Below are 13833 nucleotides of genomic sequence, written 5' to 3' on the forward strand. Positions count from 1 at the left end.
GCCGGACTCCGCCGTCTCCTTGGCTGCGGGAGCGGCACCGGCAGTGTGCTGGCCGCCTTCCCGGTCCGACGTGCGGCCGGGGGTCTGCGAGTGCGGATGCACGGGATGATGCACGGGATTTCCTTGCTCGGTCTCCGGTGACGGCGGTTCCTGGACCCTGACCATCCGGGAGATGGCCCTGCGGAACCTTCCTTCTCGTTTGGCTCCTTGCCCGTCCTCCGTCGACATCATCGGTCCGTCCCCGCCGGAGCGGGGGCCGGAGCTGTCTCGCGGTGACGGCGCCTCTGCCACAATCTCGTCTCCTCGAATCAGGTGGGCGGATCGGCGGCGGCCCCGCACCACCGCCCCTGACCTGGGAGGTGGCCGCGTCGGAGGCCGAGAGGGCGCACCCGTGGCAGCCGGGTGCCCCCTGCACCGGAGGAACGCCTGGACGAGGGCGGAGCACCCCCGTGCGCGCGGGGACCAGACGGGTACCGACACCCAATCCGGCCACAAGTATGCATGCCCCGCACAATTCCTGTACTTCCACCGAGAACCGTCGTTCGGTTCGTCAGACTAACAAAGGTCTCGCGGCTTGGCAGACGAATCGGGGAAGCATCGGAAAGGCGGCAGGACGGACGCTCCTGACGTGCGAGAACGCCGCACATCGTACGCCAGATCACTTTTGTGAAGTTTGGGGGCTTTTGCCCGCTTCCACTCCTCGCGAGCACCCGTCCGCATGGTTCCGCACACGTGGCCCGGAGTGCCCGACAGAGGCCGTGACCAGCACGGACACGCCCCCGGAGGGCTGGCAGACCTCCCCCTCGGGCCGGTGGGCCCACCGCTCTCGCCGGTCCCGACGATCTTCGTCACACACGGCCCGGGTCGGCAGCGGGATGCGGGGCCCGCCCGCGGCGGGGGGCCGGGGATGCCGCGCATCCCGGAACCGCCTGCCGAGGAGCGTACCCGCACAGGGCGCGCCCGGCACACCGGGGCGGCCGATCCGGCCGACGCGGCCTCCGCAGCCGGGGAGTCGGCGAAGTCGGAGACCGCGCGAGGGAGGCCGAAAAATGTGAAACCACCCCTCCCGCCAACAACAGACAGACCGGAAAATGCCGCATAAGAAGACCGAATCCTGGACAGCCACAGCGCGAACTCCGCCCCACGGGAGCGCGGCGCCCGCTCCGCCCGGGCCGCAGGAGTGGATCCGGGCCCTCTCGTTCGGGGCGCGGCCCCTGCGACACTCTGGACCGAAACGCCCCACACCTGCCTTGAGCTGGGAATCTCCACAACTCCGCGTCGTTTCGAGCACACACCGGAGCTTCGGGGAAACGGTGTGCACGCAATCCGTCGGCGATCGGGGAGAGGATTCTGGAAGGCAGACGATTTCGCGCACGGAAGGAACTCGTCACGACCGTTCCGCGGCCGTGGCGGAGACCGCTTCTTCCGTCGCGCACGCGTAGGAGCGGTCGCATTCCACGAAGGGCGGGGACGGGCCCGAACCCGTCCCCGCCCGCTCGTGCCGCGGCCGGCCGCACCGGCCCGCCGGCTACTCCTCGACCGGCGCCAGGTCGCCCTGGATCAGCGACAGGATGACGTGGTTGTCCTGGTACTGCTCGTTGTTGGCGGCCGGGTGCTCCTTGTCGAAGGACTGCACCCGCACGCCCTCCACCGCGGGGGCCAGGTACTTGTACGTCCAGATGGGGATGCGCGGCAGGAGTTCGTTGAAGACGATGGCCATCGTCTTCAGGGCCTCCGTCTGCTCCTCCTCTGTCTCCGCCTGCTTGGCGACCTCGACCAGCTCGGCCAGGTCGACCTCGCCCTGGGAGGGGCTCTCCACGTTGAGGTCGAACGACTGGCCCGGGGACTCCTCGGTGCCCGAGTTCTCCAGCAGGAAGTTCATCTGGAAGGCGCCCCAGTAGTCGGGGATCTCCGGGTTGCCCCAGTGGCGGACCGCGACCTCGAAGTCACCGGCGCCCCAGATGCCCCAGGGGTTGTCCTGCGGAACGTTTCGGGCGGTGGTGGTGATGCCGAAGTCGTTCCAGGCCTCCTCCACCTGCGTGGAGGTCAGCTCGAAGTCGCCCCAGCCGGCGACGCCGATGATCTCGTAGCTGGCCGGCTCGCCCTCGGAGGTGTGCCAGACGCCGTCCCGTTTGGTCCAGCCCGCCTCCTCCAGGAGTTCGGCGGCCCTGTCCAGGTCCTGGTCGTAGCGCTCGAACCCGGCCAGTTCGTCGGCGGTGAAGATCTCCTCCGCCTGGAGGTCCACCAGCCCCGCGTAGTGCTCGACCCGGGTGTAGCCCTCGCCGCGGGCCACCTGGCCGACGGTGTCGCTGTCGAGGATGTGCGCGAGGGCCTTGCGCACCCGCACGTCCTGGAGCTCGGGCTTGGCGGCGTAGTTGAACATCAGGCCGCAGCCGTCGTAGCCCGCGTGCTCGATCCAGGTGAAGCCCTCCACCCCCTGGAACGCCTGCTGGTCGGCGGCGGAGGGGGCGAGGGTGGAGTAGTCCACCTCGCCCTGCTGCACCAGGAGGGCGGACTGGCGGTTGTCGCCCTTGTGGATGACGACCTCGTCGAACAGCACCTCCGTGCCCTGGTAGCCCTCCTCGTTGCGGACCAGGGTGATCCGCGCGTCGGACATCTGCTCCGGGTCGAAGCGGTACGGGCCGCTGCAGATGATCTCGTCGGGGTTGAACTCGATGAACTCGGCGTTGAACTCCGTGTGCTCGTCGTCGCCCTGGCGGACGCCGTCGGCGACCATCTGCACGGCGCGCTCGCCGAAGTCGGCGTAGGTGGTCTTGCTGACGATGCGGTGCTTGATGATGCTGCGCTCGATGTTGGGGAAGGGGTCGTCGAACCCCAGGCGCACGCTCACCGCGTCCAGCTGCTCCAGCTCCTGGACCTGCGGGAAGCCGACGCCCCACACCGGGGCCTCCAGGACGCGCATGGCGTAGCTCTGGATCATGTCGTCGGAGGTCAGGTCGGTGCCGTCGCTCCACCTCAGGCCCGAGCGCAGGGTGACGATCAGGTTGTCGCCGTCCCACTCGGTGCCCTCCAGGAGCAGGTAGTCCCACTCGTGCGTGCGCCAGTTGTAGATGCCGCCCGTGCACAGGAACAGGTCCTTGTAGACGGAGTTGAGCAGCAGCGCCCCGTCCTCGACGTGGACGTTGCGCGTCTGGGAGTCCAGGTCGTAGTCGAAGACGCCGGTGAACCGGGTGGCGCCGCTCGACGCCCGGTCACCGCCGGCGCAGGAGGTGAGCAGGCCCGCGCCCGCCGCTCCGGCCGCGCCGAACCCGACCGCGCGGAGCAGGCGGCGCCGGCTCAGGTCCCGCATGAGGGGGTTGTCCGAGGGGGTGAAGGTCATTCTTGACTCTTCCTTTCCAGTAGGACGGCGATCAGTCCGAGGGAGAGCACGACGAGGCCGATCACGACGGTGACGACGCTGATGACGAACTCGGCTGAGCCGGGGGGATTCAGTACGGCGAGGAGGGCGCTGGCCAGGGCGAGGAACGCTCCGGCCAGGAGGGCGAAGCGGCCGACGAGGAGGAGCACGTCCTCACTCCCCGGTGACCACGTGGCAGGCGAGCAGGCGGTCGTGGCTGGGCACCAGCGGCGGTCGGAGGGTGTCGCAGGCGCCCTGCGCGTAGAGGGGGCAGCGCGGGTGGAAGTCGCAGCCGGGCGGCAGGTCGGTGAGGTCGGGGATGTCGGCGCTGCGCAGCCGGACCCGCTCCTTGGTCCGGGCCAGGTCGGGGTCCGGCTCGCACACGGCGGAGACGAGGGCGCGGGTGTAGGGGTGCCGGGGGTCGTTGACCACCTGCGGCGTGGGGCCGTGCTCGACGACCTTGCCCAGGTACATGACGGCGATCTCGCCGTCCCACGCGAAGTACTTGGCCACGGCCAGGTCGTGGGTGATGAACAGGAAGCTGACGCCCAGCTCGTCCCGCAGCTTCCCCAGGGTGTTGAGCAGGCTGACGCGGATCGACACGTCCAGCATCGAGGTGGACTCGTCGGCGATGATCACCTCGGGGTTCATCGCGAGCGCACGGGCGACGGCGACGCGCTGGCGCTGGCCGCCGGACATCTGGTGCGGGTACTTGTCGAGGTAGTCCTCGGCGGGGGTGAGGTCGACCCGCTCCAGGAGCTCGGTGACGGCCCGGCGGGCCTCGTGGCGGTCCTTGACCATCTTGTGGCGGCGCAGTCCGGCGGAGACCGTGGAGTAGACGGTGCGCACCGGGTTGAGGGAGGCGTAGGGGTCCTGGTGGATGTACTGGACGGCGCGGCGGAACACGGAGCGCTCGTGCTTGTCCATCGCGGCGACGTCCCTGCCCCGGAAGAGGACGGAGCCCGCGGTGGGGGCGGCGAGTCCCGCGGCCATGCGGGCGCTGGTGGTCTTGCCGCAGCCGGACTCGCCGACCAGGCACAGCACCTGGCCGGGGCGGACCTCCAGGTCGACCCCGGCGACGGCGGGGACGTCGCCGCGCGGGGTGCCGAAGACCTGGTGGACCCCCTTGAGGCTGAGGACGGGCGGGGCGGCCTCGCGCAGGGCGGCGGCCTCCGGTGCGGCCTCGGCGGACGGGCCGCCTCCGTCCGGTCCCTCTGCGGCGGTGGCCGCGCGGTCCGGCCGGGGCGCGGGTGCGGTGCGGTCAATCACGGGTGGCCCCCTCGAGGAGTTCGTGGGTACGCAGGCAGGCCGCGGCGTGGCTCAGCCCCTCGGTGCGGGTCCGGAGCACGTCCAGGGTGGGGCGGGTGTGCGAGCAGGCGTCGACGGCGTGCGCGCAGCGCGGGGCGAAGGAGCAGCCCGGCGGCAGCGCGGTGAGGCTGGGCGGTCCGCCCGGCAGCGACTGCGGGACGGTGAGGTCGCCCGCGACGGGCGGCACGGAGTTGATCAGCGCCGACGTGTAGGGGTGGCGGGCCCGGTAGAAGATGTCGCGGGTGGTGCCGGTCTCGATCATGCGGCCCGCGTACATGGTGCCGACGCGGTCGGCGAGTTCGGCGGCCAGGCCCAGGTCGTGGGTGATGAAGACCATCGCGAACCGCAGTTCGTCGCGGAGTTCGGCGAGGCGCTCGACGATGGAGCGCTGGGTGAGGATGTCCAGCGCGGTCGTGGGCTCGTCGAGGATGAGGAGCTGCGGCTTCAGGGCGAGGGCGAGCGCGATGAGGGCGCGCTGGCGCATGCCGCCGGACAGTTCGTGGGGGAAGCTCCCCAGGACGCGGGCGGGGTCGAGCCGGACCGTCGTGAGCAGGTCGGCGGACTGCTCCAGGATCTCCTTGCGGGGGCGGCGCCGTCCGCCCTCGTGGGCGCGGAAGGTGTCGAGGAAGTGGTCCTCGATGCGCAGCACGGGGTTGAACGCGTTCATGGCGCCCTGGAAGACCATGGCGGCCTCGTTCCAGCGGAACCGGCGCAGGTCCTCCCTGGCGAGGGTGCGGACGTCGACGAGCCGGCCGTCCTTGCGGCGGAACAGGATCTCCCCCGAGGAGACGACGCCCGTGCGCGGGAGCAGCCGGAGCAGGCCGAGGCCGAGGGTGGTCTTGCCGCAGCCGGACTCGCCGACCAGCGCCATGGACTGGCCGGGGTAGAGGTCGAAGGAGACGTCGCGGACGGCGGTGACCCGGGTTCTGCGCCCGGTCCGGTAGCCGACGTCGACGCCGCGGACGGAGAGCAGCGCCCCTTCGGCGGGGCCTCCGGCCGGGGCCTTCCCGGCGGCCGGGGCGGCGGGGTGGTCGGTCACTGGGCTCACCTGTCCCGGAGTCGTGGATTGAGGGCCTGCTCCAGGGACCGGGTCATGGTGACCAGGCCGATCTGGAAGAGCATGATCATCACCATCGGGGCGACCAGGAACGGGGCGGCCTGCGGCAGCAGGAAGGCGTTGTTGTCCCAGGCCTGCTGGATCATCAGCCCCCAGTTGGCGGCGGTGCTCGGCAGGAGGCCGAGCAGGTACATGCCGACGACCGCGTAGATGGCGTTGGTGATGGCGATGATGAAGTTGATGAAGATGTAGCCCGCCATGTTGGGCAGCACCTCGACGAAGACGATGCGGGCGGTGCCCAGGTCCTGGAGGCGGGCGGCCTCGATGAACTCGCGTTCCTTGAGGGTGAGCACCTGGGCGCGGATGGACCGCATGAGGTAGGGCCAGGTGACGAGGCCGATGATGAGCGAGACCATCAGCGGGGACGCGGCGCGGTAGAACGAGGCGATGACCAGCATGAGCACGATGAACGGGATGGTCATCGTGATGTCGGTGAGCTGGAGCAGGAAGTGGTCGACGCGCCCGCGCAGGTAGCCGGCGAGGCTGCCCAGGACGACGGCGATGGCGACGGTGATGAGGGCGGCGGTGAGGCCGACCCAGATGGGCTCGCGTCCGCCCAGCACGAGCTGGATGAACGTGTCCTTGCCCTCGTGGTTGGTGCCGAGCCAGTGCTCGGACGTCATCGGGCCCCAGATCTTGGTGACGTCCGTGGGGTTGTCGGTCTCGATGAGCAGCGGGCCGACGAAGGAGAAGAGCAGGACGCTCAGGACGAGGCAGAGTCCGACGAACCCGCTGGTGCTGCGGGTGATGCCCTGCCAGATGGCGCCCCAGACCCCGACTCCGGGGGCGGCGGTGGTGACGGCCATGGTGCTGTCCCCCTGGTTCTAGTCGCGGATGCGCGGATCGAGGCGGCTGTAGAGCATGTCCGCGACGAGGTTGGCGGCCACCACGCACGAGGTGATGATGATGAGCAGGCCCTGGAGCAGGGGGTAGTCGCGGTAGTTGACCGCGTCGAGGAGGAGTCCGCCGACGCCCTTGTAGACCAGGACCTGTTCGACGAAGATCGCGCCGCCGACGAGGGTGCCGAAGGAGATGGCGATCTGGGCGACCAGGGGCAGCACCGCGTTGCGGCCGACGTAGGCGACGGCGATGCGCCGGTCGCGCAGGCCCCGGGCGCGGGCGACGGTGACGTAGTCCTCGCTGAGGACCTCGGTGGTGGACGCCTTCATGACGAGCATCCAGGTGCCGATGATGGCGAGCACGTAGGTGAGGATCGGCAGTGAGGCGTGGAAGAACGCGTCGCCGATGAATTCGAGGTTGAACCCCGCCTGCACGCCGGGGCTGACGGTGCCGCGCAGTTCGATGGGGTTGAACCAGCCCAGGTACATGCCGCCGCCGACGACGAGCACCATGGCGATGAGGTAGTTGGGCACGGCCCCCAGGACCGAGGCGGCGACGCTGAGCACGTGGTCGAGGAACTGGTTGCGCCGGTAGGCCATGACCATGCCGAGCGCGAGGCCCAGGGCCACCGCGATGACGGTGCCGACGCCGATGCTGAACAGGGTCCAGGGCAGGTAGGCGCCGATGGCGTCCATGACGCTGACGCCGGGCCGGTTGATGGTGTTGCCCATGTCGAACGTGACCAGGCCGACGAGGAAGTCCCACCACTGCTGGTGGAGGGGGGCGTCGACGTCGTAGGCCAGCGAGTTCATGGCGACGGCGCGGGCCTCCTCCATCGTCATGCCGTTCTGGGTGAGGCGTCCGGCCATGACGTCGATGGGGTCGCCGGGCATCGCGCGCCCGAGGAAGAAGGTGACGTTGGCGACGACGAACACCACGACGAGGGCCTTGCGGACCTTGACGACGGCGTAGTGGTTCCAGATCCGCCGCAGTGGCGGGGCGGGGGCGTCGGTGCGCGCCGATGTGGCGTCCCCGGCGCCTGGTGGCGGGGAGGCCGCGATTTCGGTGGCCACGGGGCTCCTTCGGGCAGGGGGTGCGGCTGGTGGTCTGGGGGCACCACCTTTTATTAGGAAAGTTTCCTAATAAATCGACACCGTAACCCGAGGGGTGTGGCATGCACCACCCCCGTGACCAAACGGCGTCTTCCGCGCGACATGATCGGCATCACAAAGCGAACAAACAGGAATAAAACAGCTCATTACCGACAGTCCGTACGCACCAACCCGTTGTGCTCTGCACAAAAGTAGCCAGGTCACAGACCTGGGGTCCCTCCGTTCCGACCCCCGGAGTCCCCCGGCCCCGCCGACGCGGAGACGGCGACGGGGCCGGGGCCGCTGTGGTGGCGGACGGGCCGGTGGCTCCGGGCGGGTCAGCGGGTGAACACGTAGGGGCGCAGGCCGTCCGGCACCCCGGAGGGTTCGACGTCGAACTCCGCCCAGACGCGGGTGCCCAGATCCGCCCAGGGGGCGAGGCGCAGGTGTCCCCAGCGGCGGGTGAGGTTCTCGATGAGCAGGAGGCCGCGCCGGCCCTCCGCCTCGTTCCACTCGTCGTCGGTGCGTCCGTGCGGGACGGCGGGGACTCCCCCTCCCCCGCCGGAGTCGCTGACCGAGAACAGCAGGGTGTCGGCGGCCGTGAGGGACAGCGAGCGGATGACCTCGCCGCCCTCCGCCCGGCCGGAGTCGGTGTACTCGACGCCGTTGGCGAAGAGCTCGCTGGCGCACAGGACCACGGTGTCGACCAGGTCGGGGGCGAACCCGGCCAGGTCGGCGGCGAGGTCGGCGCGGACCCGGGCCAGCCGGGAGAGGCTGCCGGGGTAGAGGCGGTGCTCCCAGAAGACGAGGGGGCGCGGTGCGTCGGCGGGCGTCGGGGAGTTCACGCGGGCACCCCCCGGTACTCGCGCCGGGCGGCCGGGACGCGGTCACCGGAGGGGGCTCGGTGAGTGACCGGACCGCGGTGGGCGGAGTGGGCGGCGCGGGCGAACCCGTCGAGCGTGCGGGGCTCCTGGAGGGGAACCGGGCCGCCTGCCGGGGCGGGCGTCCGGGCGGCGGAAGTGGTGCGGGTCCACTGCCGCAGGCGGGCGTCGGCGCGGGCCTGGACCAGGGCGAGTTCGTGTTCGTGGGCCGCGTAGTAGGGGCGGACGAGGGTGGTCTCCCCGGTGGGCGCGGCCTCGCTCGGCGGTGCGGGCGGGCTGGGCGGTGCGGGTGGGTGGGGCACGGGGAGGCCGGGGCGCACGGGACGCGTGGAACCGGCGGGCCGCAGGGGCCGGGCGGAGGCCGTGCCGACCGGTGCCGGGACGGCCGGCGGCGGGGCGGCCGGGAGCGGGGCGTAGCGGCGGACCCGCGTGGAGCGGCGTCGGCGGCGGAGTGCCCTGGCGGAGTGGCATCCGCGTGGGGGGAGGAGAAGGGCCTTGGCCGCCCCCAGCGCACAGCTGAGAAGGGCAGCGCTAAACTGGCGCATGCTGGCAATTCCTTGTCGTTTAAGGGTGGTAGTTGCTGGCCACGACCCCGGACGGCGTTTAACCGTCGCGGGGTCATTGTGTGGATGGAGTTGTGGGGCCAGAGTAGGGGCAGGGGTGGGGTGGCGGCGTGCTTTTTCGCGAACTACCCCGGGGTAATATGCGGATCGCCGTTTCCCCGCAGGTCAGGAGAGGCCGGGAGAGGGTGAGAGGGTCGGATCAGGACACCAGCGCCGTCTGAATAATCCGCAATGACGGAATCGTTGGCTTTGTCGGAACGGTGCGAATCTCCTCTTCCCGCGGAAGACAGAGGACACGCTGATTCAGGAGGGGGCTTGGGTCCCGCCCGACGCTTCAGCGTCTTCCCGGGCCGAAGACGGGCTCACCGCGTCCGCCCCCACGCCTTACTGCCAGGTGCGTTTGGCGTTCACCGACTCCTTCTCGCGCAACGCCCTGCTCAAGTCGATGCCTGTCCTGTTCGCGAGAGCCGCGATGTAGATCAGCACGTCGGCGAGCTCCTCCCCCAGGCCGCCCACGGCGCTGTTGGGATCGACGCCGAGCGAGGAGTGTTTGCGCACGGCCTTGCACACCTCGCCTGTCTCCTCCGCCAGCTTCAGGGCCTGTTCGATCAGGGTGCTGTCGGAGAACCCGCGCTCCACCTCCATCTTCGCCACGTAGTCCTGGATCTCTTCCAGGGTGAGCGTGCGCTCGGGTAGCGGCTCCATGTGTGGTCCCTTCTCGGCTGTGAGAGCAGGGACGCTACCAGCGGGGCGTGTGTGGAAGGAGAGGAACCGGTCAGCCCGTGTCCACGGCGTGACCCGCTCCCGACCGAAGAGCCTCGCTCATCCGCCGCGCCGTCGACCGCACCCGAGACCGTGCTCCCTCAGGGACCATCCCAGGCACCGTCTTGTGGCGGACCCGGCTGTCCTTGGGGTCCCACGCCCATGTCCCGACGACTCGGCCGTTGAGGACCACGGTCGGAAGTACCTCCCCGATCTGGTTGAACGCCTTGGACGCTGGCAGGGAACCGAGGTAACGGGTGCGGGTCTCGAAGTAGGCCTTGAGCGCTACGTCCTCGTGCGCCAGCAGGTGCACTCCGCTCTCCTGGCCCCCGGCCTGGGTGAACTCGGTGAACCGGTCCGCTCCCATGACCATCGGGTGCGGTGACCACGCCGGCACCACCACTTGGACGAGCTTCACCCCGGCCCGCACCCAGGCCTGTGCCACGTCGCGGCGTGAAAGCGCGGACCACCAGGTGGCGTCGCGCATACTCACGGGGCCGTACCGATCCAGATAGGCGGACATCAGCGTCTCGGTTCCCTCCTCCCGTCCCATACTGGTGTTCAGCCCCGGGTAGGCGCGCATAGCGAGCGCGAAGGTGCGCTGCTCGCGGTTCCACACCGGAGAACTGTTGGTGTAGGTGAGAACACCCCTCTCCCAAGCGAGTTTGAGGGCCACGCGCACAAGCGCCACGGACCTGCCGTCGACGGCTAGGCGCCGTTCGATGTCCCGGTGCCCGGTCGGGCCGTCCTGGTCGAGCAGAGCGACCAGGTCGGTGGTGGCTGCGGCGACGTCGGCTTCGGAAACGTGGGCGTTGACCACGGCGCGCAGCGCGTCGCGCTCACGGAAGTGGCGGGTGGCTGCGTGAGCGGCCGAGGCCAGGTGCAGGGGCAGGGTATGCAGGGTCTTGCGCATGCACCGCACCGTTACCAGGCCTCGCCGCCCGGCGGGCTTCAACAGTCGGAGAACTTGGGAAGGGTCGCTCACCCGGGCGGCGACGGTCTGGAACGGGGAGGGTAGCCGTGCGGCGTGCAGGCCCAGTGCAAGGTCAGCGGTTTCCTCCACCGACCCGAGGCGGGTGTGGGGTGCCAGCCCTTGCCGGGCCAGCACCCATTGCCACAGCCGGGACGCCTCACCATCGGGCAGGTGGTGGGTGTCCACGATCAATGGTTCGAGTTCGGGGGTCATGGGCGGGAGGTTAACAGCCGTGGCCTTTCCGATCATTCGGAACCGTCATGCTTGCGGACCCCATTCGGCTTCGACGAAGTTCCTCAGTTCGGTGTAGGAGCGCTGGGTCTCCTCCCAGTCGGTCTGCGTCCCCCACCAGTGCCGGTCGTTGTGGTGGATGTGGAACCTCTCCCAGTCCCCGTCGAAACCCGGTTGGACGTGAGTGCCGTGCACCCGGTGCAGGAGAGCGTTGTCGTACACCTCCGTCCCAGGCAGTGGCACAAACCGGAACAGCGATACCCGGCCCAGTTGGGGACGCAGCTCGCGCAACAGAGCGATGGTCTCCCGGGTGGTCTCGGTGTTTTCCCCTGGGTAGCCGTGGATAATGAACGCCTTCGCCTGGATGCCCGCGTTCGCGCTCATGTGAACCGCGCGGCGGATCTTGTCCTGGGTCGTGTTCTTGCGCATCGCCTTCAGCAGACGCTCGCTCCCGGACTCGACGCCGTACTTGACCTCGATGCACCCGGCCTGCGCCATCTTGTCCAACAGCGGCTGGTCCACGGTGTCCACCCGGGAGAGCGCCGACCAGCTCAGCCCAAGGTCGGTGATGTGCTCGCAGATGTCAGCGACCTTGGACTTGTTGACGATGAAGTTGTCGTCCACGATGGCGAAGCCCTCGATGCCGTAGGCCTCGATCATGTGCACCAGCTCCGCGCGAGCCGAGGCGCCGCCCCGGTACTGCATTCGGCGCTGGGCGACCGCGCAGAACGAGCAGGGGAAGGGACAACCGCGGCTGAACATGGTGTGGGCCATGCGCACGTCGGTTCCGGCCAGCCGGTCGGAGAGGACGAAGTCCTCGGTGGGCAGCAGGTGGCGGGCGGGGTTGGGGAGCCTGTCGATGTCGCGCATCAGGACCCGGGGCGGTGTGCGGACGGGTTGGCCCTCGCCCGGGAACACTACCCCGGCCACCCCGGTGAAGTCGCGGTCGTCGACGTGGTCCAGGAGTTCGAGGATGGTGTCCTCGGCTTCCCCGATCGCGGCCACGTGTGCGTTGAAGTCGGCGAGGGACTCCTCGGGGTAGAAGTTGCAGTGGACTCCGCCCACCATCACCAATGCGCCGGGGGCGAGACTCGCATTCCTGCGAGCCTGGAGCATCAGCCCATAGGTTGCCGAGGACGCCAGACTGAACCCGACGGCGTCGTAGTCGGTCAAGTCCAGACCGGTACGGGTGTGGGTGACGCGTTCAATGGCCACCTGGTGTCCGGCCTGCTCCATGACCGAAGCCAGGTAGAGCACCCCGAACGGTGGGAACTCCCGGCGCCCCTCCTTGTAGCGGGCCATGTCGTACACCTCGGGGTAGAGCAGTACCACCTTCATGTCACCGGTTCCTTTCGGTCTGACGGTTGATAATCACCGCGCTGACCCGGGAAGCCAGCTGGGCCGCGACGACCTCGGGGGGCGAAGATTCGGTGGAGTGCTCCAGGACGGGCAGACCGGCGTGCCGGTACCGTTGCGCTGTCTCAGCGAACAGGGCGCGTTCCCGCTCGGCCTCAGCGGTGTTCGTGTGGTGGAAGCGGCTGTAGTTGCTGCCCCGACCGCGGACCCTGCCAGCGCAGACCTGTGCGGGCGCGGTCAAGAACACGAACAGGTCGGCGGGGCGGGCGTACTGGTACAGGGAGGCGATGAACTCGGGAGCGGCTCCGTCGAGTTGGTCCAGTACGAACGCAGTCGGAACGTAGCGGTCGCACACGACGATCCGACCGGCCAACAGGTGAGGGGTGAGGGTGGTTGCCAAGTGGTGGTAGCGGTCGGCAGCCATCAGGCATGTGAGCGCGAGGCCGTGGATGGTGTGTGTGCTGTGGCGGGCGAGTTCCCCGATGGGGGAGTCGGAGGGCTGCGCTTCGAGGATCGTCCGGTGTCCTGCGGCGTTGAGCAGGCTGTGGAGGTGTCGGGCGGTGGTGGTCTTGCCGACTCCGGATGGCCCATCGAGCGAGACGAGGAATCCGGGGACGGCAGTGTGCGAGGTGTTCAGTTCAAGAGTGTGTTCGTTCCTGTCCACAAGGTCCTCCTGGTGCGGGGGTGGGCACGATCAGGGTGGAATGTTGGGTATGGCATTTCGTCAGGGACGAAGCAGGGATGAGTGCTTCCGCAGTCGTTACATCAGAATCGGGACAAGCAGGTGGCGTCTAGCCCGGTAGCCGGTGCCGCTGATCCAGCTCGCCCCTGCCGCGACCATGCTCTTAGCGAGAACGGTGGTGGTGTGCACTTCACGTGGTCGTGCGCTGGCACCAGTGGCGGATCGCCACCCCCAGGCAGGCGGTGTCCTGGGCCTCGACCCGTCTGCGGGCGGCTTCCAGCCGGGCCTGGGCGGCGTTGAACTGCTGCTGGGCGGCGATCTGTTCCAGGCGGGCCAGACCGGCGGCGGCGTCCGCGGCGGCTCGTTCCCGTTCCTGCATGGTTCGGGACGCGAGGCGTTCGGCGTGCTCGGTGTAGCGGGGCACGAGCGGAGTCCCGTCGCTGGCGTAAGGGGGCCTGGACCGAGTGATCACCAGTGTCCTTCTTCCTGCGGGGCGGGCCCGTTGCAGGCCCGGCTCTGTGGTGTCCAGGCCCCAGTGCGGGCGGGTCAGGGCTGCGGTGCGGACTTCCCGGCGCGCAGGGTCTCGATGAGGGTCGCGACGTGTCCGGCGTCGCCCATCGCCCCGGTTTCCAGGGCCAGGGCGTGGACCGCCTCCAGGGCGCGGACGACCT

General features: G+C 69.6%; 13 protein-coding genes. All 13 read right to left on the bottom strand.

The window, feature by feature from the left end:
- Positions 1-1528 precede the first annotated feature (1528 nt).
- The gene (locus tag OUQ99_RS24735) at positions 1529-3340 is read right to left on the bottom strand and encodes an ABC transporter substrate-binding protein (RefSeq protein ID WP_267946183.1); all 1812 of its coding nucleotides are present in this window, start codon (positions 3338-3340) and stop codon (positions 1529-1531) included.
- Positions 3337-3528, bottom strand: a complete 192-nt coding sequence (locus OUQ99_RS24740; protein WP_267946184.1) for a hypothetical protein — start codon at positions 3526-3528, stop codon at positions 3337-3339. The genes OUQ99_RS24735 and OUQ99_RS24740 overlap by 4 nt, the downstream gene beginning before the upstream one ends.
- Before the next feature lie 4 nt (positions 3529-3532).
- On the bottom strand, positions 3533-4627 hold the full coding sequence (locus OUQ99_RS24745) for an ABC transporter ATP-binding protein (RefSeq protein ID WP_412759594.1): 1095 nt from the start codon (positions 4625-4627) through the stop codon (positions 3533-3535).
- On the bottom strand, positions 4620-5705 hold the full coding sequence (locus OUQ99_RS24750) for an ABC transporter ATP-binding protein (RefSeq protein WP_267946185.1): 1086 nt from the start codon (positions 5703-5705) through the stop codon (positions 4620-4622). The genes OUQ99_RS24745 and OUQ99_RS24750 overlap by 8 nt, the downstream gene beginning before the upstream one ends.
- Before the next feature lie 5 nt (positions 5706-5710).
- Positions 5711-6589: an ABC transporter permease gene (locus tag OUQ99_RS24755; RefSeq protein WP_267946186.1), complete on the bottom strand. Its 879-nt coding sequence runs from the start codon at positions 6587-6589 to the stop codon at positions 5711-5713.
- Positions 6590-6607: 18 nt separating this feature from the next.
- Positions 6608-7696: an ABC transporter permease gene (locus OUQ99_RS24760; protein ID WP_267946187.1), complete on the bottom strand. Its 1089-nt coding sequence runs from the start codon at positions 7694-7696 to the stop codon at positions 6608-6610.
- Between the two features lie 356 nt (positions 7697-8052).
- On the bottom strand, positions 8053-8559 hold the full coding sequence (locus OUQ99_RS24765) for an ATP-binding protein (protein ID WP_267946188.1): 507 nt from the start codon (positions 8557-8559) through the stop codon (positions 8053-8055).
- Complete coding sequence (locus OUQ99_RS24770) at positions 8556-8897, bottom strand: hypothetical protein (RefSeq protein ID WP_267946189.1); 342 nt, start codon at positions 8895-8897, stop codon at positions 8556-8558. Before OUQ99_RS24770 ends, OUQ99_RS24765 begins: the two co-directional genes overlap by 4 nt.
- A 645-nt stretch (positions 8898-9542) precedes the next feature.
- Positions 9543-9863, bottom strand: coding sequence for a MazG nucleotide pyrophosphohydrolase domain-containing protein (locus OUQ99_RS24775; RefSeq protein ID WP_267946190.1), 321 nt, complete (start codon positions 9861-9863; stop codon positions 9543-9545).
- Positions 9864-9933: 70 nt separating this feature from the next.
- Positions 9934-11106: a DNA glycosylase AlkZ-like family protein gene (locus tag OUQ99_RS24780; RefSeq protein ID WP_267946191.1), complete on the bottom strand. Its 1173-nt coding sequence runs from the start codon at positions 11104-11106 to the stop codon at positions 9934-9936.
- Positions 11107-11151: 45 nt separating this feature from the next.
- Positions 11152-12462, bottom strand: a complete 1311-nt coding sequence (locus OUQ99_RS24785) for a B12-binding domain-containing radical SAM protein (protein WP_267946192.1) — start codon at positions 12460-12462, stop codon at positions 11152-11154.
- Position 12463: 1 nt separating this feature from the next.
- Entirely contained in the window at positions 12464-13144 is a 681-nt protein-coding gene (locus tag OUQ99_RS24790) for a dTMP kinase (RefSeq protein ID WP_267946193.1), read from the bottom strand.
- Positions 13145-13352: 208 nt separating this feature from the next.
- The gene (locus OUQ99_RS24795; RefSeq protein ID WP_267946194.1) at positions 13353-13634 is read right to left on the bottom strand and encodes a hypothetical protein; all 282 of its coding nucleotides are present in this window, start codon (positions 13632-13634) and stop codon (positions 13353-13355) included.
- Positions 13635-13833 lie beyond the last annotated feature (199 nt).

Source organism: Streptomonospora nanhaiensis (assembly GCF_026642255.1).
GTDB classification, from domain to species: domain Bacteria; phylum Actinomycetota; class Actinomycetes; order Streptosporangiales; family Streptosporangiaceae; genus Nocardiopsis; species Nocardiopsis tropica.